The sequence below is a fragment of the Arenimonas sp. genome, assembly GCF_044348765.1.
Lineage (GTDB): Bacteria > Pseudomonadota > Gammaproteobacteria > Xanthomonadales > Xanthomonadaceae > Arenimonas.
The window spans coordinates 1-23,644 of sequence record NZ_JBIKSE010000026.1 but is presented as its reverse complement, the minus strand read 5'-3'; the positions used below and the strand labels follow the sequence as shown (position 1 = coordinate 23,644).

20 protein-coding genes and 1 pseudogene are annotated in these 23,644 nt (G+C 57.6%); 11 read left to right on the top strand and 10 right to left on the bottom strand.

The window, feature by feature from the left end; all coding sequences use genetic code 11:
• The 3 genes and pseudogenes from ACIQ0Q_RS05775 to ACIQ0Q_RS05765 all read right to left on the bottom strand — a co-directional run.
• A pseudogene (locus tag ACIQ0Q_RS05775) lies at positions 1-189 on the bottom strand (TldD/PmbA family protein); the annotation flags it as partial.
• A 125-nt stretch (positions 190-314) separates the two neighbouring features.
• A complete protein-coding gene (locus ACIQ0Q_RS05770; protein ID WP_395771996.1) occupies positions 315-1,385 on the bottom strand; it encodes an HD-GYP domain-containing protein in 1,071 nt (356 codons plus the stop codon).
• A gap of 10 nt (positions 1,386-1,395) precedes the next feature.
• On the bottom strand, positions 1,396-4,299 hold the full coding sequence (locus ACIQ0Q_RS05765) for an ATP-binding protein (RefSeq protein ID WP_395771995.1): 2,904 nt from the start codon (positions 4,297-4,299) through the stop codon (positions 1,396-1,398).
• Positions 4,300-4,702: 403 nt separating this feature from the next.
• Here ACIQ0Q_RS05765 and ACIQ0Q_RS05760 point away from each other — a divergent pair, with 403 nt between their 5' ends.
• Both ACIQ0Q_RS05760 and ACIQ0Q_RS05755 read left to right on the top strand, forming a co-directional pair.
• Complete coding sequence (locus ACIQ0Q_RS05760; protein ID WP_395771994.1) at positions 4,703-5,224, top strand: lipocalin family protein; 522 nt, start codon at positions 4,703-4,705, stop codon at positions 5,222-5,224.
• A 6-nt stretch (positions 5,225-5,230) separates the two neighbouring features.
• Positions 5,231-5,929 carry an SGNH/GDSL hydrolase family protein gene (locus ACIQ0Q_RS05755; protein WP_395771993.1) on the top strand — a complete coding sequence of 233 codons (699 nt, stop codon included), beginning with the start codon at positions 5,231-5,233 and terminating at the stop codon, positions 5,927-5,929.
• Here ACIQ0Q_RS05755 and ACIQ0Q_RS05750 read toward each other — a convergent pair.
• From ACIQ0Q_RS05750 to yihA, 3 genes are all read right to left on the bottom strand, one after another.
• Positions 5,913-6,581 (bottom strand): class I SAM-dependent methyltransferase, encoded by a 669-nt coding sequence (locus ACIQ0Q_RS05750; RefSeq protein ID WP_395771992.1) that lies wholly within the window; start codon positions 6,579-6,581, stop codon positions 5,913-5,915. The genes ACIQ0Q_RS05755 and ACIQ0Q_RS05750 overlap by 17 nt on opposite strands.
• Before the next feature lie 148 nt (positions 6,582-6,729).
• Positions 6,730-8,085 carry a glutamate--cysteine ligase gene (locus tag ACIQ0Q_RS05745; protein ID WP_395771991.1) on the bottom strand — a complete coding sequence of 452 codons (1,356 nt, stop codon included), beginning with the start codon at positions 8,083-8,085 and terminating at the stop codon, positions 6,730-6,732.
• A complete protein-coding gene (gene yihA / locus ACIQ0Q_RS05740) occupies positions 8,078-8,695 on the bottom strand; it encodes a ribosome biogenesis GTP-binding protein YihA/YsxC (RefSeq protein WP_395771990.1) in 618 nt (205 codons plus the stop codon). Before yihA ends, ACIQ0Q_RS05745 begins: the two co-directional genes overlap by 8 nt.
• A gap of 153 nt (positions 8,696-8,848) precedes the next feature.
• Here yihA and ACIQ0Q_RS05735 point away from each other — a divergent pair, with 153 nt between their 5' ends.
• From ACIQ0Q_RS05735 to ACIQ0Q_RS05725, 3 genes are all read left to right on the top strand, one after another.
• A complete protein-coding gene (locus ACIQ0Q_RS05735) occupies positions 8,849-9,619 on the top strand; it encodes a c-type cytochrome (RefSeq protein ID WP_395771989.1) in 771 nt (256 codons plus the stop codon).
• A 74-nt stretch (positions 9,620-9,693) separates the two neighbouring features.
• Positions 9,694-10,338, top strand: a complete 645-nt coding sequence (locus ACIQ0Q_RS05730) for a thiol:disulfide interchange protein DsbA/DsbL (protein WP_395771988.1) — start codon at positions 9,694-9,696, stop codon at positions 10,336-10,338.
• A gap of 29 nt (positions 10,339-10,367) precedes the next feature.
• A complete protein-coding gene (locus ACIQ0Q_RS05725) occupies positions 10,368-11,159 on the top strand; it encodes an endonuclease/exonuclease/phosphatase family protein (RefSeq protein ID WP_395771987.1) in 792 nt (263 codons plus the stop codon).
• On the opposite strand, the gene ACIQ0Q_RS05720 is transcribed toward ACIQ0Q_RS05725, so the two are convergent.
• Both ACIQ0Q_RS05720 and ACIQ0Q_RS05715 read right to left on the bottom strand, forming a co-directional pair.
• Positions 11,107-12,909 (bottom strand): tetratricopeptide repeat-containing sulfotransferase family protein, encoded by a 1,803-nt coding sequence (locus tag ACIQ0Q_RS05720; RefSeq protein ID WP_395771986.1) that lies wholly within the window; start codon positions 12,907-12,909, stop codon positions 11,107-11,109. The two genes, ACIQ0Q_RS05725 and ACIQ0Q_RS05720, sit on opposite strands and share 53 nt — an antisense overlap.
• Before the next feature lie 47 nt (positions 12,910-12,956).
• Positions 12,957-13,751: a sulfite exporter TauE/SafE family protein gene (locus ACIQ0Q_RS05715; protein ID WP_395771985.1), complete on the bottom strand. Its 795-nt coding sequence runs from the start codon at positions 13,749-13,751 to the stop codon at positions 12,957-12,959.
• Between the two features lie 64 nt (positions 13,752-13,815).
• Between ACIQ0Q_RS05715 and ACIQ0Q_RS05710 the strand changes: the two genes are divergently transcribed.
• Genes ACIQ0Q_RS05710 through ACIQ0Q_RS05700 form a run of 3 tightly spaced genes read left to right on the top strand, consistent with a single transcriptional unit; the run spans position 13,816 to position 19,967 of the window.
• Positions 13,816-15,774 carry a transglycosylase SLT domain-containing protein gene (locus tag ACIQ0Q_RS05710; protein WP_395771984.1) on the top strand — a complete coding sequence of 653 codons (1,959 nt, stop codon included), beginning with the start codon at positions 13,816-13,818 and terminating at the stop codon, positions 15,772-15,774.
• On the top strand, positions 15,771-16,991 hold the full coding sequence (locus ACIQ0Q_RS05705) for a multifunctional CCA addition/repair protein (RefSeq protein WP_395771983.1): 1,221 nt from the start codon (positions 15,771-15,773) through the stop codon (positions 16,989-16,991). The genes ACIQ0Q_RS05710 and ACIQ0Q_RS05705 overlap by 4 nt, the downstream gene beginning before the upstream one ends.
• Positions 16,992-19,967 (top strand): putative bifunctional diguanylate cyclase/phosphodiesterase, encoded by a 2,976-nt coding sequence (locus ACIQ0Q_RS05700; RefSeq protein ID WP_395771982.1) that lies wholly within the window; start codon positions 16,992-16,994, stop codon positions 19,965-19,967. It begins immediately after the preceding gene.
• Positions 19,968-19,970: 3 nt separating this feature from the next.
• On the opposite strand, the gene ACIQ0Q_RS05695 is transcribed toward ACIQ0Q_RS05700, so the two are convergent.
• On the bottom strand, positions 19,971-20,351 hold the full coding sequence (locus ACIQ0Q_RS05695; protein WP_395771981.1) for a VanZ family protein: 381 nt from the start codon (positions 20,349-20,351) through the stop codon (positions 19,971-19,973).
• Positions 20,348-21,526 carry a class I SAM-dependent methyltransferase gene (locus tag ACIQ0Q_RS05690; RefSeq protein WP_395771980.1) on the bottom strand — a complete coding sequence of 393 codons (1,179 nt, stop codon included), beginning with the start codon at positions 21,524-21,526 and terminating at the stop codon, positions 20,348-20,350. The genes ACIQ0Q_RS05695 and ACIQ0Q_RS05690 overlap by 4 nt, the downstream gene beginning before the upstream one ends.
• Before the next feature lie 73 nt (positions 21,527-21,599).
• On the opposite strand from ACIQ0Q_RS05690, the gene ACIQ0Q_RS05685 reads away from it, so the two are divergent.
• The 3 genes from ACIQ0Q_RS05685 to ACIQ0Q_RS05675 all read left to right on the top strand — a co-directional run.
• On the top strand, positions 21,600-22,337 hold the full coding sequence (locus ACIQ0Q_RS05685; RefSeq protein WP_395771979.1) for a pteridine reductase: 738 nt from the start codon (positions 21,600-21,602) through the stop codon (positions 22,335-22,337).
• 59 nt (positions 22,338-22,396) lie between these two features.
• Complete coding sequence (locus ACIQ0Q_RS05680; protein ID WP_395771978.1) at positions 22,397-22,864, top strand: copper chaperone PCu(A)C; 468 nt, start codon at positions 22,397-22,399, stop codon at positions 22,862-22,864.
• A gap of 88 nt (positions 22,865-22,952) precedes the next feature.
• Positions 22,953-23,644, top strand: a 692-nt coding sequence (locus tag ACIQ0Q_RS05675) for a TerB family tellurite resistance protein (protein WP_395771977.1), incomplete at its 3' end; no start/stop codon positions are given.

Here is a 23,644-nt window from a genome sequence, read left to right as displayed (position 1 = left end):
GATGCGGACGTCGCAGTAACTGGCGCCAGCGCCGGTGGCAGCGCCAAGGGCGATATCAGCCAGCACTTTCTTGCGGGCCGGATCCATCGTTTCCAGAAGGGCCTCAGCAGCCACTGCCCGGCCGAAACCGGGAATCATCAGACCACCGAGCGATGCGCCCGAGGCCGCCAGGAAATCACGTCTGTCCATCAAAGCGTCTCCGTTCCAGGGAATGCGTCAACCGACCCTCATCATAACTGAAATCGGACACCGGACAGAGCGTTACAGGCTGCGGTTGTTGAGGATATCTGAAATCGGGGAGTCCATCACGTGCGCTAACGCTCAGGGGTCTGGTCGGCCAGACTTCCCTGGATGGCCTCGAGCTGGTCGAAGACGCGCTCGAACGCACACACTAGCTCAGGGTCAAAATGGGTGCCCGAGCGCGAACGGAAAAAGGCTAGGGTGTCTTCAGCGGACCATGCGGTTTTGTACGGGCGCGCCGAACGCAGAGCATCATAAACATCGCAGATGGCGGCAATCCGCCCTGATAATGGAATTTCGTCACCCTCCAGCCCTTGCGGATAGCCGTTGCCATCCCAATGTTCGTGATGGCAAAGCGCAATTTCCGCTGTCAAGCGGGTCAATGGCGTTGCCGCACGATCATTCAGGATATGGAAGCCGATGCGGGTATGGTATTTCATGATGTCACGCTCTTCGGCGGTGAACGAGCCCGGTTTCTGCAAAATCGCATCTGAAATACCAATCTTGCCGATATCATGCATAGGCATTGCTAATTGCAGATCGCGGCATTGCGCTTCAGACAGACCTATCGCCCGAGCCATTATCGCGGCGTATTCGCCGGTATGCAGTACATGACCCCCGGTCTCATTCTCTTTATATCCTGCGGCCCGGCAGAGCATGCTGATGATGCTCTGATAGCTGCTTCGCAGCTGGGATGTTCGCACCTGCACAGCTTCCTCGAGCTGATTATGCTGGGTTTGCAATGCCGAATTAGCCATAGCCAACTCAAGATTGTTACGGATGCGTAAAAGTATTTCGGGCAAATCCAGTGGTTTACAAATGTAATCGTTGGCGCCGAGTGAGAGTCCCTTGTAGCGGTCTTCCGGTCGGCTCAGTGCACTGACGATGATGATTGGCGCTACATAACGGTTGCGCTGGCTGAGACTTTCCAGAATATCGAAGCCATTCGGTGCCGGCATATCCAGATCAAGCAGCAGAAGATCCCATGGCATGCGCTGCAACCAATCTAGCGCTTCCGCAGAGTCGCTGAATGCGCGCAGGTTACCTAGACCGAATGCCTTCATGCTGGACTCGAGCAGTCGTAGATTGGCTGGCGTATCATCGACCAGGACAACGGCCGCATTCTTTAGGTGTTCGGGGAGCATCGATTTAATCTCAGATATTGAACATCGCACTGACTAGACCACGCAGCTCGACAATATCGAGCGGCTTGCCGAGAAAGCCCTGAACATCCAGATCCAGCAAGTGGTGAGCACCAAACACACTGCCAATCACGATGATTTTCAGCTTCCGTGTTCGGGCGTCGGCACGCAGTTCCCGCAGGATTTCTTTACCCTTCATTCCGGGCAGATTGAAGTCAAACAGCAACAGTTCCGGCGGTTCGTCGAGTATACGCGAAAGCGCGTCAGGACCATTGGCGATGATTTCAATCTGGACAAGATCTTCTAACGCCTTTTTGACCAAAAGCTGGCTAGCCGGATTGTCTTCTACAAAAATCACGCGAGCCCTTGGCAAGGCGGCAGAGGTCGGTGCGTCAGCGTCTATCGGTGACAGCAGCTTAGGCTGCGTAGCCGCAGCATCATAGATCGAAAGCTCAATCCAGAAACTACTGCCGAGTCCCGGGTGACTGCTGACGCCCATACGCCCCCCCATTAGGCCGGCAAGCTCCCGGCAGAGGGACAGGCCGATACCAGTGCCTAGAATCGCGGTATTCTCGCGACCAAGACGCTGGAAAGGCTGGAATAGCTGGCCCTGCAGTTCACTACTGATGCCCATGCCACCGTCCTTGACGATGATACGGACGTCCTGTCCGACAATCTGGTAAGTCAGGGTGATCTGCCCGTTGGGGGAATTGTATTTTATTGCATTCGAAATCAGATTAAGGATGACCTGGCGCAGTCGACGCTGATCTGCTGCGACGCAGAGCTCGTCAGCGGGCAGATCAAGATTCAGGGATAATCCGGCATTTAAGACTTCAACTCTAACCAGGTCGGCGCAAGAAAGCATCATCTCGCGCAGTATGACCGGCTTCAGATCGAGAGCGGGCTGTTCGGCATGGGCACTCGACCACTCAAGGATGTCACCAACCAACTGATTGAGATGGCTGCTTGCGGTGAGTATTTCATCGATATACTCCGGCTCATTACCGCCGGATCCCTGCGAATGCTGCATACGCATCAGCTGCGCGAAGCCCTGGATAGCGTTGAGCGGCGTGCGCAACTCGTGTGTCATGCTGGAGATGAAGCGGGACTTTGCCACGCTCGCGGCCTGCGCTTCAATACTGGCCTCACGCAGTTCCATTTCGGTTTTCTTCAGCGCATCGATATCGTGGTGAGTGCCTCCGACCAGAAGGGCTTTGCCCGTTACCGGATCGCGCTCGAGCACGCGCCCACGGCTGAGCAGCCAATGGTAATTGCCGGCAGCATCGGCGAAGCGGTATTCGCTGTAATAGAAATCCTGCAGACCATCAATCGCCTGTTGCTTGGCTTTCAGCACCGCCGGCTGGTCGTCAGGATGTCCGCGCGAGCGGAACTCCTCTTCGCTGACCGTTTCGCCGCTGAGTCCGAAGCGCTTGACCAGGCGGCCACGCAGGCTAACGGTATTGGCACGAAGATCCTGTTCCCAGATACTCTCCGTAGTTCCTTCCAGCACCAGATCGAGCCGCTGCTGTGCCTGCTGCCGCTCGGCCTCACTGTGGCCGAGCCTTTGACCCATGGCCGAAGCATGTCCGGCCATCGCATCCAGTTCAATGATTTCAGAATTAACTCTAGACGGTTGCCATTGGCCGTTTCCAATCTGGTCCAACATGCCGGAAACACCGATGATGGGCTTTTCCAGTCGGGCGCTGAGGGATCGCGACCGAAGCGACATGTACGTGAAGAAAGCCAGATAGAAGAATGCCAGACCGGCAATCAATAGATAGCCGATCTGGGTGAATCGTTTCGCCAAGGCATTGGTTTGCTCGAAGATGTCCTCTTCCGCAACTACCGTCATCAAGCGCCAGCCGGTCTGTTCAATAGTGGTCCAGGCCACCAGATGTGCTTGGCCGCCCAGACTCAAGGCCTGGATGCCGGCCGGACTGCCCTTCATGGCTTCCGCCAGCTTACGGGTGTCCGCGCGTTTGCCAAGATTGAAATCGGATGGTTTGTACAACTCACGGCTGACGGCCTCGCTGTAGGTGAAGTCGGTCAGTTCGGTCAGTCCGAAATCGGTTTCCCCCGCCTTGGGCAGGGCCATGATATTGAGTTCCGCACTGACCAGTACCGCATATCCCTTCCAGGGAACTTTAAGATTACTGATCTCGTTGAGAATGCTGCCGACCGTAAGATCAATACCGACTACGCCCTCGAGGAAGTCGGACCGGTAAACTGGGGCAATGGCAGACATCATCCAGCCTTGGCCGGCCGGATCGACATAGACATCGGTCCAGACCACTTCGCGCTTCGGGTTGTGGTTCGTATCGGCTAGATAGTAGAAATTATATTCCGGTATCGGCATGTTGTGATCATACTGTTCCGGGGTCAGGAACCAGGGGTAGATGTAATTCAGACTGTCCCACGTGTTCAAATAAATCGCCGCCACCAGCGGATTCTCGGCTTTGATCTGCCGCATCAGGCCATCGACATGCTCGAGCTTGGCGAGCTTGTCCAGATCGTGGCCGTTGTTTTTCCAGTGGGCCGCAGACCAGAAAACGGCAGGGCGGCCATCGTCTTTCGGACTGTAATAGACGCCGGTTGAGGTCAATGCAAGATTTGCAGTCAATGGCGCAGTCTTGGTATCACTCAGCGCTCTGCCAACTTCACTGGCATACATCCGGGTTAATGCACTGATAGCGGACAACTGCTGGTCGATTACCCGTGACTCTTGACGCGAAACCACTCGAAGATCATTGCGAGCCGTTTCACGCAAGTATTCAATCTGGGCATCGCGGATGGCGCCATTGCTGAGCAAATAAATGGCAATCAATACCGTTTCCACCAATAATAGGGGAATCAACGCACTCTGGACAAAAGCACGCCATATCCATGAGCGCAGACGCACGGTTCGGTTTTTGTTCATCGGAGCTAGTGTCCCCATCAAGTTACGAGCATACCGAGTCGGTAGACGGCTGCCAATGAGTTTCCTGCGATCGGGTAACGCGACATGGGCTGCGTTGGCAAATTTGTTAAAATTATGTGAATTTTGCTTGCATCTCACGTTTGTGTTGCTGAGCGGTGATGCCCGCAACCATTCACAAGCGGCCGCCGGCTTAGGGCCTACAATCGAACCAGCGATCTGGCTTATCAAAAACAGAGATGATATTACTTGCCGGGCCGATGGTTTGGCTGATACCCGGCTAAAATCGCAATCCGCCATCATAGCCTGAAGGTCGCCGTCTTATCCGCCTTGTCGCGTTCAGCACGGAATGGATATGCGCAAATTGAATACAGTTGCTTCGTCACCACCAGCCAGGAAGATCACCATGAGTAAACTTCTAATCACCGCGCTGCTGCTGCTTTCTGCCTGCACCGGAAAGCCCGACAACATTAAACCGGTTGAAAACTTCCAGGCCGAAAAATACCTCGGCACCTGGTATGAAATCGCCCGCATCGACCACCGTTTCGAAAAAGGTCTGTCGCGGGTCACCGCCGAATACAGTAAGCGCGAGGGCGGGGGCATCACCGTGGTCAACCGCGGCCTTGAGGCGAAATCCGGCACTTGGAAGCAATCAACCGGTAAGGCGTTCTTCGTCGACGGTGAAGACAAGGGGCATCTGAAAGTCTCTTTTTTCGGCCCGTTTTACGGCGCCTATGTGGTGTTCGAACTCGACGTCAAGGATTACCAGTATGCCTTGGTCAGCGGGCCAGATACCTCCTACTTCTGGCTGCTATCGCGCACGCCGACGATGGACAGCGCATTGCGTGAGCGCTTGATTGACATGGCCGTGGCCAAAGGATTCCGCCGCGGAGATATCCTCTTGGTCGATCAATCTCCCCTTCCCTGAAAACACATGCACCCACTACTGATTCTTCCGCTAACGCCCCTCTTGCTTTTGCAGGGACTTTACGTCCGTGCGGTTACCCCGCGTCTGCCGGAAGCCGCAGGGGCGCGCAGCGGCGAAAGCGGCGGCGGTTCAGAGCTTCGGCTATTGGTTTTGGGTGATTCGGCAGCAGCCGGTGTCGGCGTTGCAAGCCAGCAGCAGGCGCTGGCCGGGCAACTGGTACAGCGGCTTGCCGATAGCCACCGGGTCATCTGGCAGCTCTGGGCAGCCAATGGGCGTAACAGCCGTCAGTGTCTGGATATGCTGGAACTCGCAGCGGCCGAGACCTTCGACACCGTGGTGATTTCACTTGGCGTCAATGATGTGACCGGCGGGGTATCTTTGGATGACTGGCTGCGTCAACAGGACCGGCTAGCCACGCTGTTGCGGGATAAATTCGCGGCCCAATGCATCCTGTTCACTCCATTGCCACCGATGCATTATTTTCCGGCACTGCCGCAACCCTTGCGCTGGGTGCTAGGCGCGCGCGCCAAACAGTTCAACCGGGCATTGCAGGCCTGCCTTCGTTCGCAGCCAAAGTGCCGTCTACTGAGCTTCAATCTCCCGATGCAGGATGCCTTCATCGCCGAAGACGGCTTTCATCCAAGCGCAGTAACCTATGGCCTTTGGGCCGGCGAAGCCGCGAAGGCCATCACTGCGGCGGATTGAATCCGGAGAAGCGCTGCACGACACCTTTGAAACCGTAAGCTGCCAATTGCACCGTGCTTCCCGTTTCCCTGTGGCAATCGAATCCGGCGGCAGCCATCTGTTTGCGGAAGCGGACATGCAGACGCCGTTTGGGATCAACGATGATGATGCGCGTCGCAGCGTCACTATGTCTTACCAGAAATGCAGTCAGTAAATCCGGATGATCCGGCTCATAGAGCAGATCGCTGCCAATGATGAGACTGAAAACACCCAGATCCGGTTCAGGAACGCGCCAGTCCAGGCGTCGGAACGGCGTATCGGCCAGCGCATTGCGGCGGCTGTTGTCTTGCAGGAATACCGCCGCACGCGGATGATAGTCGGTCGCCAGAATATCAGCACCGCGGGCATTGGCCACCAGACTGGCCATGCCCAGACCGCAACCCAATTCGAGGATTTTGCCGGGTCCGAGTGTTTCACGGCTAATCAGATCGGCCAGCAGCAGCCCCGACGGCCAGAGCATGCCGAAAAGCGGCCAGCTCGCCGATGAAATACCGAGCGCCTCGGTTATACCGTCCGGATCGTCGAATTGATTGCCGTCAATCAGACGCCGGATGCGGTAGGCAATGCCATCGAAGTGGTGGGTATCAACGCAGGTCTGCAGCGGCGGGGCCATGGCGCACTCGGATTCAGATCGTGGATGAAATGAATCCCGGGCAAGTCAGCTGAAACCGGGTGGCCAGATTGGCCATGGGCGGGAGCTGAGCTGGACAAATCCATGCGAGCCCCCACCCTACGCCTTTATCGCTACAAACACCAGCGGATCAGTAGGCAAACTGTTTGAAGATCTGATCGATATCGCCATTCCAGACGCCATGATACAGCGCCAGCTTGCGTTCGGCCGGCGTTTCGTTGGCTAGCGCGATTTCCATCAGCGGATGCAGGAACAGTGCCTCGTCATCGCCGTGCCGGTTCAGGCGGCGCCGGTTCTTGAGTCCCAACGCCGAAATCTTGAGCGCTTCAATGGCCAGCTCGCGCAGGCTGTTGGCGCGGAACGGCAGCTTCAGGCCCTGTTTCGGGACGCCATCGCGCAACTGATTGCGTTCGGCCATGCTGAAATCCTTGACCAGATCCCAGGCAGCGTCCAGCGCCTCGGTGTCATATAACAAGCCGACCCAGAATGCCGGCAAGGCACATAGCCGCCGCCACGGACCGCCATCGGCGCCGCGCATTTCCAGATACTTTTTCAGGCGCACCTCCGGAAAGGCAGTGGTCATATGATCGGACCAGTCGGCCAGCGTCGGTAGCTCGCCCGGCAGGGGTAGCAGTTTGCCACTCAGGAAATCCCGGAAACTCCGGCCGGCGCAGTCGATGTATTTCTTATCGCGATAGACGAAATACATCGGCACATCTAACAAATAATCGACGTAACGCTCGAAACCGAAACCGTCCTCGAACACGAAATCGAGCATGCCGGTGCGGTCCGGATCGGTATCAGTCCAGATGTGGGAGCGGTAACTCAGGAAGCCGTTCGGCTTGCCCTCGGTGAACGGCGAATCGGCGAAAAGTGCGGTAGCCACCGGCTGCAGGGCCAGCGACACCCGGAACTTCTTGACCATGTCGGCTTCGTTTTCGAAATCGAGATTGGTCTGCACCGTGCAGGTCCGGGTCATCATGTCCAGGCCGAGCGTGCCCACTTTCGGCATGTACTCGCGCATGATTTTGTAACGGCCTTTCGGCATCCACGGCATGTCGCTACGTGCCCATTTCGGCTGGAAGCCCATGCCTAGAAAGCCGATACCCAGCTCGTCGCCGACGGTTTTGACTTCGGCCAGATGCTGATTAGTTTCCTTGCAGGTCTGGTGGATGTTCTCCAGCTGCGCTCCCGACAACTCGAATTGTCCAGCCGGCTCCAAGGTAATCGAGGCATCGTCGCGCAACAAAGCGATAATATTGCCGCCTTCCTCGACCGGCTGCCAACCGAATCGGGTCAATCCCTTCAGCATTGCGCCGATACCCTGTTCGCCCTCGTAAGCCGGCGGGCGCAGATCATCGAGCCGGAAGCCGAACTTTTCATGCTCGGTGCCGATCCGCCAATCCTGCGGAGAACGGGCACCAGAAGCGTGGAAAGCAACCAGCTGGTCTTTACCGGTAATCAGGGGGGAGTTCGAATCAGCCATGCGTGCGTCCCTCGGCGATCGGTGCCGCCATCAGCCAGCCTGTAACGACCTCGCGTGCTTCATCTAGACCTAATTTGGCAGAGCCGGAAAACAACTGCACGCTGGCGCGACCGGCCAGCTCCCTCTTCACCAAGGCCAGAGTGCGTGCCTGTTCACTGCGGCCCAGCTTGTCGGCCTTGGTCAACAGGCAGTGCACGGAAATATTGCGTTTGAAGGCATAGTCAAGCATCTGCAGGTCGAAATCACGAAGCGGGTGGCGCACGTCCATCACCAACACCAGGCCGACCAAGGGCTCACGGACCTGGAAATAGCGGGTGATGAATGCCTGCCAGTGATCACGAACGGCAATCGGTACTTTGGCGTAACCATATCCGGGCAAATCGACCAGATAGCGATTCTCGGTGATGCGGAAATACACCAGATGCTGGGTACGACCCGGCGTCTTGGAGGTCCGAGCCAGACTGTTCTGGTTGCAGAGCACGTTAAGCGCGGTCGATTTTCCGGCATTCGAGCGGCCCGCAAACGCGACTTCGGCCAGGCTGTCTTTCGGCAACTGGGCAAGAGCATTGGCCGAGAGCACGAATTCGGCGCGGGCTAAGGGATTGACCATGGGGACCGCTTCGGGAGGAATTGGCCTATTCTACCCTTTGTTTCTCCGGCAAGGCGCCGTTACGGATTGACCGAACCCCGTAAACACTGGGATAATTAGCGCTTGACGGGTTTTCCCGACGCTTAATCCACCACATTTGCTTTCGGAGTCTCAATGAAGCTCTCCCACCTCCTCGTGCTGAGCACCGCCTTGGTATTCACTGGCGCCATTGCCCAGCAGGCTATTGCTCCGGAAAATCCGGAGGCAGCTCCGGTCGATGCCGTGGCAGCGGCCGTGCCGGCGCCGGTCGTCGCCGTAGAACCCGGTCCGGTCAAGCCCGGTGATCCGAAAGCAGGCCAAGCCAAAGCCGGTGCCTGCGCTGCTTGTCACGGCGTAGATGGCAATGCCGCCACCGCGCTGTATCCGAAACTTGCCGGCCAGCACGAACAGTACATTTGGCGCCAGCTGAAAATGTATAAGTCCGGCGAACGTAACAATGCCATCATGCTCGGCTTGGCCGCAGCGCTTACCGAACAGGACATGCGTGATATCGGCGCCTACTTCGGCCAGCAGAAAGTCATTGCCGGTCTGGCCGATGAAACCGTGATTGCACAAGGTCCGAATGCCGGCAAGAAATTCTATGAAGTCGGAGAAAAAATCTACCGTTCCGGCAATGCCGCCAACGGCGTACCCTCCTGCATGGCGTGTCACGGCCCGGCCGGCGCAGGCATGCCTGGCCCGACCTATCCCGCACTCGGTGGCCAACACGCCGATTACACCAGCCTGCGTCTGAACGAATTCCGGGCCGGCACGGTGTGGGGTAAAGACAAGAACGCCAATGTCATCATGTCGCAGGCCGCCAAAGGCCTGAGCGATGAAGAAATCCAGGGTTTGGCGACCTACCTGCAGGGTCTGCACAAGGCTGGAAAAGCCACTGCGAAGTAATCCCCGATAGCATTCGTTCAGCAAGCCGATAGCATCATGCTGTTATTGGCTTTGTTTTTCTCCAAGGAGTTATCATGATCCGTCGTCTTGTTTTCAGTCTGCTGTTGCTTGCCCCGCTTGCCATTGATGCCCAATTGAAGGCCGGCGTGCCGGTCGCGGGCAAAGATTACGTCGTACTGAATCCGGCTCAGCCCACCTGGGGCACCGGTGGCATCGAAGTAGCTGAAGTGTTCGGATATACCTGTATCCATTGCGCGCAGTTCCAACCCTTGGTCAATAACTGGAAAAAATCATTGCCGGCTGATGTGAAACTACGTTACGTTCCAGCCGCCTTCGGCGGCATTTGGGATAACGGAGCCCGTGCTTTTTTCGCCGCGGAAGCCCTGAAAGTCCAGGAACGCACCCATGACGCGGTGTTCAAGGCCGTGTTCATCGACAAGAAAGTGAAAACTGCCAGCGTCGAGGAATTCGCCGATGTCTATGCCGGCCTTGGCGTTGACCGCGCGAAAATCCTGAACGTGATGAACGGCAGCACCGTATCCGGAAAAGTCAACCGCGCCCGTCAGTTTGCGCAACGCGCCGGCGTCAACAGCACGCCAACTCTGATCGTCAATGGCAAATACCGCATCACGGCGAAATCCCATGAAGAGTCTTTGAAAGTGGCCGAGTACCTGATTGCCAAAGAGCGCTCCGCGTTTCCGGCCGCTGCGAAAAAATAAATACCGGCCCCGCTTCAGCGGGGCGTCGCATGACGAATCGTCAGCTCAAACTTCTCAGCAGCAATATCCAGGCCGGATCCACCACCCGGGCATATAGCGAGTATGTCACGCGCTCGTGGTCGCATATTCTTCCCAATGGAAAACGTGGCAATCTCGATGCGCTGGCCGAGACCTATGCGCCCTTCGACGTGGTCGGCCTGCAGGAGTGCGATCCGGGTAGTCTGCGCTCCGGGTTTTCCAACCAGTCCGATTATCTGGCGGAAAAAGCCGGATTTCCCTTCAATTCGCACCAAGCCACCCGTCGCATCAGTCGTTTTGCCGGCTCCGGCAACGCCCTACTGTCGCGGCCGGAGCCGTCTCGGATCGAACATTTTGTCCTGCCGAGCCGGATTCCAGGCCGGGGCGTGCTGCTGGCGGAATACGACAATGACGGTTTAACCTGGCATATCGCCATTACTCATCTTTCCCTCAGTGCCAGCGCGCGGCGCGTGCAAATCGCATATCTTGCCGAGTTACTGTCCGACAAGCCAAGGCTGGTGCTGATGGGTGACTTCAACTGCGATCTGCTGGCACCGGAAATGAGCCGACTATTCCAGTTCACCAGTCTCGCACCTCCACCGATCAGCCTGCCGACATTCCCGAGCTGGGCCGCGAAGCGGCCCATTGACCATATTCTGGTCGGCGGCATGAACAGCAGCCAATACCAGACCCACAACGCCGCCGGATCCGATCATCTGGCGATCGCACTGGATCTCGAACTGCCGTCAGTCAATCCAGAGAGTAGCCCATGGCCGAAACCGCCGGCGCCAGACGCGCAATGATTTCCGGATCAAAATACGGGCGGTAATGCCGCCAGCGTCCGACGGCACGGCTGTTCAAAGGCTCCAACACTTGGGCATAACTCGGCGTACTGATAATGCCCTTGCGGCGCGCATGGCTGGCGCTGTCCAACCAGCCCTCACTCCAGGGCAGATCAAGAAACAAGGCTAGCCTTCGGGTTTCTGTCTCCGGATCGGCGACCATGTCTTCATAACGGGTGGTCAATACGGCACCGTGGAAATCCGGCTGCAATCGCTGCCAGAAATCAGCCATCGCGACATAGAGTTCAGTAATTCGGGTCACACTACTATAAAGATTGCCGGTTGACCGCAGATTCTGCATATAGCAGCTCAGAACTACGTCCAGAGGATGACGCAGCACCAGAAGCACTTTCGCCTGCGGAAAAAGCGAATGGATTAATGGCAGGTAAACCCAATTTAATGGATTCTTGTCGACCAGGCGCTGTCCATCCGGCGCAATGTCTTTGTCAATTTGTCCGTAATAGTGATTACGCAAGGCACTGATCCGCTCCGTATCCAAACGACTAAGATCCTCCGGATAGCGCAATCCAGATCTTCTGAATTCCAGCAGCGTCTTGACTAAGTAAGGCTTTTCATCAAACGACCGCAACCCCGGGCGGGCATCCAGAACTTGTTCCAGGAGTGTTGTGCCCGAGCGCGGGAATCCCACCACGAACACAGGATCAATTCGACCGTCCTGAATCGGTCGCGGACCTTCAAACACAGGCACGGGTGACTGCAGCATCCGAAAGAATCCAGTTCTCGCTTCCGAACTCGCCACCCCCTCATGCGCTGAAGTCTGCATGGCATGTGCCTCGGCGAGTACATTCCAGGCTTGCTTGAAGCGGCAATCCCGGTCCAGACTCAAGGCATAATCAAAACCGATCTGGGATTTCCAGCGCGGCTCTGCATCCGCCAGCTGCCAGGCGGAAGCCATGAGCATGCAGGCGCTGCCGAAATCACCGTTGCGGTATGCACGCTTGCCATGCAGATGATTCACCGACTCCTGCTGCAATGGCGTACGTGCAAGACGTTCTGCACTGTTCAAGGCCGCAGCGAATCCCTCCAAATCGTTGGCACGCTCGCTGGCAAGCGCCAGTCCAATCCAGGCATCGAACGACTCCGGAAAGCGTGAAGCCAGAAGCCGGTATTGCGACAGTGCGGTTTCGAACCTCCCGATACGCATAAGTAGCGAAGCCATCTGCAGTGCGCGGACAGGATCGAGAACAAGATTGCTCAGGCTATCAAGGTCGGCAGCTGCGTGTTCGCGGTAATCCAATGCAGCTGCGATATCCGCCCGCAACAAACGATAATCAGCATCCTCGGGGTCAGCAGCGACAGCGGCATCGGCTTCAACCAGGGCCTCATCTTGGCGCCCCATCCCGCTCAATGCGCGCGCCGCACAGAAATGCATGAATGCATCACCGGGAGAATTCTGGCGTGCCTGTAACAATGCCGACAACGCCTCATGAAAGCGTGACGCATCGCACAGGGCGCTGGCTAGATTGGTCCGGGCTGCCGGGCTGCCATCTGCCGCTGCGGCGCGTTCGAACCAGTCAACGGCTTCGTTGACTAATCCGCTACGGTGGCAGGTCAGCGCCATTTCCGTTAATAGCACAGGCTGCTCCGGATGGACCGTGAGTGCCGAAGCAAGGATTTGTCCGGACAGATACGGGTTTCCGTTAGTGACGGCATGCCGGGCCGCCCTGAGATACTGTTCAACTGTCGTCATCGCGATTCCATGATCATGTCAACCTTCATTCTAGCAAGAGTGAGGTTTCAGGACTTCCACGCCAGCGATAGCGCCATGAGCAGCAGGAATACTGCAAAGAGACGCTTGAGTACCGGCGCCGGCAATTGATGGGCCCAGCGCGCGCCAATGGGAGCGAACAGCACTGAGGTCAACGCAACGCCCAATGCTGCCGGCAAATAAATATAGCCGACGCTGTATTCCGGCATCGGATGCGGATTCTGCAGCTGGCTGTAGGTGAGAGCCGCCGCCAGGGCAATGAATACGCCGCAAACCGCCGAGGTGGCGACGGCCTTCACGGCTGGTACGCCACGCCATATCAGTGCCGGTACCGTCATACTGCCGCCACCGATGCCGACGACGGCGGAAACCGCACCAATCACAACACCGGCAAGGCTCCAGAGCCAACCGGCAGGCGTCTTCGGACCGGCAGGGCGGGGACCGGGCCAATCAGCAAACAATTGCATCGCGACCAACACGCAGTAGCCGGCCACGATCCAACTCAATTCCGGTCCTGCCCACTGCACCACGCCGAACCCGGCAACAACCGCCCCCAGCAGCATGCCCGGCACCAGCCACAAGACGGTCGACCACAACACCGCATCGCGGCGGTGATGCGCATAGGCCGAGGACAGGCCGGTCAGCACGATACTGGCGAGCGAGCTGGCCAGTGCAACCGGCACCACAATAGCCTCCGGCACGCCCTGTGCAGGCATTATAAGAATCAACGCTCCGACCAACAGCAGGCCACCGCCGATGCCGAGCAATCCCGATAACAGGCCGGCGGCGATGCCCAATACTGGATATATCCACCAAGCCGCCATATGCTTATCCTTTGACGCCGTCGTAAATCGGAATAACGCGATGCACCGGAAGCAGCACGCTCTCTTGACCATTATAATCGCAGCCACCCTGCCCGCCGCAGCGGCTACCATACCGCCACAGGAAGCCGAACTCCGGAGTGCCTTCCTGGCTGCCAAATCAGGAGTGCTGACCGAAGCCGAACGGCAGAATCTGCGGCGTAACCCCTTGCTGCCCTGGCTGGAGGCAATTCAGTTCAAGCAGGGCATGAGCACCAATGCCCTGCCACCGGTAGTGATCCGCAGTAATGCCGAAGATCCCGCCAATGTCTGGCTGATCGGCCAATGGCGTAGCGAGTTGATCCGCCGCCAAGACTGGTCGGCGTCCGTACAATGGCAGGCCCAGTATCCAGACAGCAGTACCGGCAGCCGTTGCGCCAGCCTGTTAGCGGTTGAGTCCGAGAAGCGGGATGCGGCATGGCAGCAAACCGCACTTGCCGTGTGGCGCACAGAAAGCAAATCACCCGGACACTGCGCGCAGGTATTCGAGCACCTGCGCATCAACGGCACACTGGATGGCATGACGGTCTGGCAGCGTTTCGACCGATTGCTGGCGGATGATGCCGAAGCGCGGCTTCCAGAAGTCATCGCGGCCATGTCTACCGGCGATGCTGCACTGGCCAAGCGCTATCTGGCCGTGTTGAATGATGCAACAGCGGATGTTTCCGACCTGCCGCGCGATGACCGAAGTACACGCGTGCTGACCAAAAGTTACAGCACTCAGGCCCGCAAGGATCCGGCACAGGCCATGGCACTGCTCGATGCCAATGCCGGCATGTTTGCATTCACCCCGGAGCAAGCACAGGCCGTCCGGCATGAGATCGCCCTGTGGTCGCTGGTCAATTATCTTCCGGAAGCCGAATCGCGCTATCAGGCACTTCCCGAGCCGGCGCGCAGCGCCAACCTGCGCGAGTGGTACATGCGCTACCGGTTCAGCGTGAATGATGACGCCCTTACGCTGACAGCCTTTTCGCAATTGCTTCCCAGCCAGCAGCAGGAGGCCCGTTGGCAGTATTTCAAGGGACGCATACTTGAACGACAGGGGCGTCGCGATGAGGCATTGCCGCTTTATGCCGCGGCCGCCAAATCCGCCAACTTCCATGGCTGGCTGGCGGCCGACCGGCTTGGTGCCGACTATACATTCTGTCCCCTCGATCAACGCATGCCGGCCAAGGAGCGGGCGACACTGCATGCCGGCAACCCAGGACTGCAACGTGCCCTCTGGCTCTGGCAACTGGGCGAAGCCAGTTATGCAATCTGGGAATGGAATGCCGCGTTTAAAAATCTCAATGCCGAACAACAACGCGAAGCCGTAGCAATGGCGCAGGAAATCGGCTGGTATGACCGCGCCGTCTTTTCACTGGAGGCCAATGAGCTCAATCCGCGTTATTACGGTCTGCGATTCGCCACACCATATGCCGCTGAGTTCAGTGCCGCCAGTGCCCGCTTTAGACTCGATCGGGCCTGGCTGACCGCGCATGCGCGTGCCGAAAGCATCTTCATGCCGGATGTCACCTCCAGCGCCAATGCCCGCGGACTGCTGCAGTTGCTACCCTCGACCGCGGAGGCCATCGCTGTGCGCAATGCCATTGAGTGGCAGGGCGCTGAATCGCTCTACCAGCCGGAGGTTAACATCGTGCTGGGGGCCGGGGCATTACGTGAGGTCATCGATACGTATGACGGCAAAGCCTACCTAGCTATCGGGGCCTATAATGCCGGACCGACGGCGGTGAACCGCTGGCTGGCCGCGCGTGGCAGCCTGGATGCCGACTTCTGGATCGAAACCGTTCCGTTCAAGGAAACCCGGGAATACATTCCACGCGTGCTGTCATTCAGCGTCATCTACGATTGGCGTCTGAAACAGCCGGTCATGCCGATCAGTCGGCGCTTGAGCGGTGACTTCAGCACCGGGTTCAAACCGGTGCCGCTGCATTGTCCCTCTCCGGCAGCGGCGACTGAAGCGCCCGCGAAAAAGAAACGTCGATGAAATCCTATCTGGTCGGCGGTGCGGTACGCGATGCCCTGCTCGGACTGGCTCCAGGGGACCGCGACTGGGTGGTGGTCGGTGAAAGTCCCGAGTCGATGGTTGCCGCAGGCTACCGCCCGGTTGGTGCCGATTTTCCGGTCTTCCTGCATCCGCATAGCGGCGAGGAATACGCTTTGGCAAGGACCGAACGCAAAAGTGCGCCGGGTTACAAAGGCTTTGTTTTTCATGCCGATCCGGGCGTGACGTTGGAACAGGATCTGGCACGGCGCGATTTCACCTTCAATGCCATCGCCCGCGATGCCGATGGCACGCTCATCGATCCGTTCAACGGTCAGGCCGATCTGAAAGCGCGCGTGCTCCGGCATGTCTCGCCGGCTTTTGCCGAAGATCCGGTCCGCATTCTGCGGGCCGCACGCTTCTTGGCACGGTTTGCCCATCTTGGCTTTTCAATCGCACCGGAAACCCAGGCACTGATGCGGAACATGGTGGCTGCCGGAGAAGTCGACCATCTGGTTCCGGAGCGGATCTGGCAGGAAGTCCGTATCGGCCTGGAAAGCCGGACGCCTTCGGCCTTTCTCCAAACCCTGCGTGCCTGCGGTGCACTGGCCGTAGTGCTTCCTGAAGTGGATGTGTTATACGGCATACCGCAACGGCCGGAACACCATCCTGAAATCGATACCGGTCGGCACATCGAAATGGTCTGCGACATGGCTGCGCGTCTGGCGCCCGGCGATGCCCTGATCGGATTTGCGGCCCTGCTGCACGATCTGGGCAAAGGCCTGACTCCGGCGGAACAGTGGCCGAAACACATCGCACATGAACATCATGGACTCATACCGATACAGCTGGTCTGCACACGCTGGAAAGTGCCGAGCGAGTATGCAGCCATGGCGGCCCATGCATGCCGCGAGCACCTGAATGTGCACCGGCTACAGGAACTGCGTCCGGAAACCCTGCATGATCTTCTAGCGCGGATCGACGCGTTCCGCCGGCCCGAGCGGGTTGCACAGCTGGCGCTGATATGCGAGTCTGATAAACGGGGCCGTCTAGGCATGACGGAAGATATCTACACCAATGGCGATTTGCTGCAACGCTGTTTCCAGGCAGCTTCGTCGGTACGGGCGAGTCATCTTTCCGGAAATCCGACCGGGCCAGCCGTCGGCGAAGCGCTACGCAATGCACGCATTGAAGCCATTGCCGCGGCCAAGGAGGCCTGAGTGGTCAAGCAGATCATGAAGAATCCGGTCGTCCGCGGCCTCTGGATAGCCTTTCTACTGGGTGCTGCACTGGTTACGATTTTCACCCTGTATGTCAAGTTGGAACACACGGTGGACGATGCCAATGACCGACTCATCCAATCCCATGCACTTGCCAACGAGCTACTGAACGCCACGGAAACTAGCACACGGCTGGCGCGTACCTATGCCATCACCGGCAACCGCAATTTCCTGAACGCTTACCTGCAGGTGATTGATTCCAGCAACGGCCTGTTGGCGGTACCGCTTGAGGCCAGCCTGTATTACTGGAATCCCAGCTTGGACTTGCAGACCCGGCTTGCCATCAAAAAACCGCCACGACATGAGCGGATCAAAACGCTGGAGGTGCGGCAGGTGGATGTCGTTTTCCTCAACCGAGCGCAGACACTAAGCGACAGACTCACCGATACGGAGAAAGAGGTTTTTTTCCAGATTGAAAGGAGCTCACATGATTTCAGCATCTCCCATCACCCCGCCATAGCGCTGCTGTATGATGCCGAATACCATCGGAACAAAGCTCTGGTTCTTTGGAATATCCAGGAGTTCAACAAACGCATCGAGGCCCATCAGATTCAGAACGTGCGCAAGGCCAAACTGCAGTCGGACCAGCTGCGTTATCTGCTCATGTTCACTGCAATTCTATTTTTGTTCAACATCTGGCGCATCTATCGCAGCCTGCACCACGTCATGGGCGGGACGATTCATCAGGTTTTCGAGGGCATCGCACAACTGGGCAACGACAAGGTCGATCCGATGCTGTACCGCTATAGCCAAGACAGAGGTGGCGTCCTGCCGAAACTGGCGATGGCGCACCAGCAATTGGTTGATAGCCGAAAAGCCCAAGACCGGCTGAACATCGCACTACAAGCGACCTTGGATGATTTCCGTCGAGCGCAGACCGTTGCCAGGGTTGGCAGCTGGACGTTGGATATCGCCAGCGACAGTCTCCAGTGGAGCGACGAAATCTACCGAATTTTCGATATCCCTCCAAATACACCAATGACTTTGCCATTATTCTTCGGGCATATCCATGCCGATGATCAGGAAGCAGTAGGCAAGGCATGGCGGGCGGCACTTAAAGGCGATAAATACGATGTCCGGCACCGTATTATTGTCAATGATGAAGTGTGCTGGCTCCGCGAGCGCGCGGAGTTCGAACGAGATGTCGATGGCAACGCTGTGCGCGCCTTGGGCACCTGCCAGCTGATTACCCGTGAGGTGCTTTCAGAGCAGAAAGTACAGCAGTTAGCCAACGTCTTCATCAGCGCACATGAAGGCATCATCATCACCGACCTGGATGCGCAAATCATCGAGACCAATATTGCTTTCAGCAAAATCACCGGCTACAGCCGCGAAGAAGTCATCGGCAAGACCCCAGGGCACCTCAGCTCCGGGCAGCACGGCCGAGAATTCTACGAGGCGATGTGGGGAAAACTGAAGACCGAACATTACTGGAGCGGCGAAATCTGGAACCGCCGTAAATCCGGAGAACTGTTTCCGGAGCAGCTGACAATCAGCACGGTGTTCGATGAACAGGGCAATCCGAGCAATTACATCGGCCTGTTCAATGACATCAGTGTACAGAAGGAGCAGCAGCGCCTACTCGAATACAACGCTTATTACGATGGCCTGACCAGCCTGCCGAACCGCATCTTGCTTGCCGACCGCCTGCAGATGGAAATGTCCAAAACCCAGCGTTACGGTAAGAAACTGGCCATCGCCTTCATCGATCTCGACAGATTCAAGGAAATAAACGATGAGTACGGTCATGAAGCCGGCGACCATATACTGGTCATCGTCGCCGCACGCATCGCCAGCTGCATGCGCGTGCACGAAACCGTAGCGCGGGTCGGCGGTGATGAATTCGTGGCGGTAATCACCGACATCAGCACCGAACAGGAATCGCTGCCGGTCATCAACCGCATCCTCGACTGCCTGGCCTCGCCCATTCCCTATGGCGAGCTATCGCTGTCGGTAAGTGCCAGCATCGGTGTCACTTTTTACCCGCAAGCCACGGAATACAACAGCGGACAGCTGATGCGCCAGGCCGATCAGGCGATGTATCACGCCAAGCGGGCCGGCCGCAACCGCTTCCAAATCTTCGATGAAGCCTGCGACCGCGACCTGCGCAAGCACAATGAAAATCTGGAGCGTGCCAGATTGGGATTGGCAGCCGGCGAGTTCGAGCTGTACTACCAGCCCAAAGTCAACATGGCCACCGGCGAGATTCTGGGCCTCGAAGCACTGGCCCGCTGGAACCACCCCGAGCGCAGCCTACTAACACCCTGCGCCTTTATGCCGGACATCCAGAACACCATGCTTGATATTCCCTTCGGCGACTGGGCCATCGAACAGGCCCTGATCGACTGCGGGCGTCTGCGCCAGCATGATCTAGCGCTGAGCATCAGTGTCAATATTTCGGCACGCCATCTGGAGAAATCCGATTTTGTCGAACATTTGCGGACACAACTGGGCAACTGCAGCGGCAAGCCACGTTGCCAGCTCGAACTTGAGATACTAGAAACCAGCACACTGAACGATCTTGACCGCGTGTTCGAAATTATCCGCGAATGCACAGAGCTTGGCGTCAGATTTTCACTGGACGACTTCGGAACCGGCTATTCTTCATTGACCTATCTGCGCAAGCTGCCTGTGCAGACCATGAAAATTGACGAAAGCTTCGTGCGCGGGATCACCAAGAACCCCGAAGACGTAATTTTTCTCAAGGGCATTCTGGATCTGGCCCGAAGCCTCAACCGTAACGTCATTGCAGAAGGCGTGGAAACTCTCGAGCATGGGCGAATTCTGCTGGAAATAGGGTGCGCTCATGGCCAGGGATATGCCATTGCTCGGCCGATGCCATTTGAGGCACTTCTGCAATGGATGAAGACCTGGCATCCCGATCCGTCCTGGAAAAACCTATCAATCCAGCATTGAATATCATTTCCGGATGAACTGCTCGATGCTTTGTAGCACATTACGATAGCGGAATAGCAAGGCCGCCAATGCAATTCCGGCGGTATTGGCCACCAGGTCCCAGGGGTCAGCTTGCCGGTTCACGGCAAAGGTGCCCTGCGCCAATTCGATCAGGGCACCGAATACCAGCAACCAGAGCAATGCCGTGCGGCGAGTTTTCCCGGGCGCGAACAGACCACAGGCCAGCATGGCCAGAACGCTATAGCCGAGCGCATGAAGGAGTTTATCGAAATGCGGAATCACGGGTTCACGCATCATGCCAGCGCGCAACGACAGGTAGGCTCCGATCGCCATACCCGCGATCCAGAGCGCCAACCATAGATACCGCCAGTGCAGCGGATTCACAGACGGTAACTCAGATCGCCCTGAGCGAATGCCGTGCTGAAATCGACTCCCTTGGCGAAACCCATGAACTGGAAACGCTCACCCATTTCGCCGGGTAGAATCAGCTTCTTGACCATCTGGCCTTCGCGATAGCGTGTGATTTCATCCATGCCGTTTTCATAAGTAGCGATGTACTCGGTCAGCCCGTTGGCGAGCAAGAAACTGCTCTGGGAGCAGTATCCAGCAAGCTGGAAGCCGGCACTGGTACCGGCTTCGGCCAAGGCGGTAAAATCCACCGAGGCGGTCAAATCCTGCAGACCCGGCCAGACGAAATAGTCGCCATGTGCGCGGTGTCGGTAATGGCAGACCAGAGTACCGTCATGGCGTTCGGGCAGATAGTATTCACTGCGCGGATAGCCATAGTCGATGAATAGCAAGCCGCCGCGGCGCATGGTGCCGGCCACGGCCTGAATCCAGTAGGGCAGTTGCGGCAGCAACTCGGAACAATAGCCTGCCTCGAACTCCCGCTGCAGGTAACGCTCCAGATGGCGCACCGCGCCGCTGACCAGAGCATCGGCCGGACGCATTACGCGCGCGAACTGCTGCTTGGCATCCAGTGCCACGCATTCTTCGAAAACCTCGCCCTCTTCCTTGATGAAGCGAGTCGCCGGCAGAGCATCGATAACTTCATTAGCCACCAATACGCCCTGCCAGGGGTTCTCCGGCGGCGCGTCAAGCCAGACGCAACGGGCGAACAATTCCGTTGGCAGACTAGCCTGCAGATGTTTGTGTTGCCGTTCACGAAGATCCGCGCTGGGCTCAAGGATCCAATAGTGGGCCGGAAGCCGGTCCAATTGCTTCAGATATTTCAGGGTCTTTTCGGCCAGAGCGCCGGTGCCGGCACCGATCTCAAACCAGACGCCCTCGCCTTCAAGCTGCGCCAGAATGCCGGCTCCGGCATGCGCCAAGGCATAGGCAAAGCCGCCGCCGAGCTCGGGTGCAGTGACGAAATCGCCTTCGGCCCCGAATTTGCGGGCCCCAGCGCTGTAATATCCCAGACCCGGCGCATACAAAGCCAGCTCCATAAAGCGCGCGAACGGAATCACGCCCTGCTCGAGCGCAATGGCCTGGTGGATGATGTCGGTCAGGCGGGCGCTGTGAGTGAGCGCTTCTTCGGAAGGACGGGGCAATTCCATGCGGGCTTTCACTGGTCATTGATGCCCGTTCAGGATACCTTGTCTGTGTCCTGTTTTGAACCGAGATGCCTTCATGACGAATGATTCCGCAGTGGTCCTGATTACCGGCTCCGGCCGCCGCATCGGTGCGGCGCTGGCTGCCGACCTGCATGGCGGTGGTTACCGCATCGCCCTGCATTACCAGAACTCAGCAGCCGAGGCCGCAGCGCTGTGCACGGACTTCAACCAGAGCCGTCCGGACAGCGCGATCGCCCTACAGGCGAACCTCGGCAATCCAAGCTCGCGTGACGCACTGATACCGGCGGTAATGGCCCATTTCGGGCGCCTGGATGTGTTAATCAACAATGCCAGCAGTTTCTTTCCCACCCCCATAGGTAGCGGCAGCGATGCCGACTGGGATGCGCTGTTCGATGCCAATGCCCGTGCCCCGTTTTTCCTGAGCCAAGCGGCCGCACCGCATCTGGCGCAAAACAACGGTTGCATCATCAATCTGCTCGATATCTTTGCCGAGCGCCCGAAGCCGAAACATACGGTGTATTGCATGGCCAAAGCCGCACAACGCATGCTGACGCAATCCCTGGCACTGGAATTGGCGCCGGAAGTGCGCGTCAACGGCATTGCGCCGGGCGCGATTCTGTGGCCGGAATCTGGCAAGACGCCGGCCCAGAAGCAGGCCATCCTCGATATCACGCCTCTGGCCCGCATCGGCCATGTGGACGAAATCTGCAAAGCGGTCCGGTTTCTGATTGAAGACGCGACCTATTGCACCGGACAGATTCTGGCCGTGGATGGCGGGCGCTTGTTGCGTTGAATCAAGTCGATCGGCGCCTGATGGAATAAAATAAGATATCTCATTCGCGGAGTTTAACCATGCGTCTTCATTTTCTGGGTTCTTTGCTGCTCACACTCGTTCTGGTTACCGGCGCACAGGCTTCTGATTCTCTGGTCTTCAACAATGCCTGGGTCAGGGCCACGCCGCCGAATGCAAAAGTCGCTGGTGGCTTCGTGCAGATCCGCAATTCAGGAAAAACCTCGGACCGCCTGGTTTCCGCAAGCAGCGAAGCTGCCGAACGCGTGGAAATCCACGAAATGAAGATGGTCGGTGACGTCATGCAGATGCGCCAGCTGACCGAGGGTCTGGTGATTCCGGCCGGCCAGAGCGTGCAACTCAAACCGGGCAGTTATCATCTGATGTTGATGGCACCGAAAAAGTCGATTGCCGAGGGCCAGAAAGTCAGCATCACTCTGGTTTTCGAGAAAGCCGGCAAACGGGCTGTTGAATTCACCGCCGCCAAACAGCCACCTGTGGCGGCAGCTGAAACTGCCCATAACCACTAAGGCAGGCAGCACTTTTCCCGCCGACATTCACGCCCAGTTAACCCGGGCCATCCGACACTGAGTACAACTCAACGCCGGATGCACGACCATGACTTCACAGGAACAGCAGGCCCTGCTCGCCATCAGCCTGCATGCCGCCTTCGCCGACGGCAGCAAGGATGCGCGGGAACGCGAGCAGATCAAACAGATTGCGGAGGGCCTGGTGCCGGACGGCAGCATTAACATGCCCGGACTCTATCAGGATGTACTTCTGAAGCGGCGCTCGCTGGAACAGTGCGCCGGTCTCTTGGAAAGCCATGAAAGCCGGCAGCTGGCCTATGAAATGGCGGTCTGCGTCTGTGATGCCGATGGCGCGCGCAGCGCCGCTGAGAATGGGTTCCTTGAAAAGCTGTGCGGCCTGCTGCAGATCGACGCCGCGCAGGCACAATCCTTTGCCAAAGAGGCCGACGCTCTGGCCGACGTCCCCTTGATTGCCGTACCCCTGGAGTCCGGTCCGTCGGTCGATGGCGCCGCCTTGGATAAATCGGTGCTGAATTATTCCATCCTCAACGGTGCGCTGGAATTATTGCCGCAATCCTTGGCCTCGATGGCCATTCTGCCTCTGCAGATGAAGATGGTGTACAGCATCGGCAAGGCCCACGGTTATGAACTCAATCGTGAGCACATTAAGGACTTCGCGGCCACGCTCGGTGTCGGCATGACCGGCCAATACGTCGAGCAGATGGGCCGCAAACTGCTCGGCGGACTGTTGGGCAAAGTCGGCGGCGGAATACTCGGCAC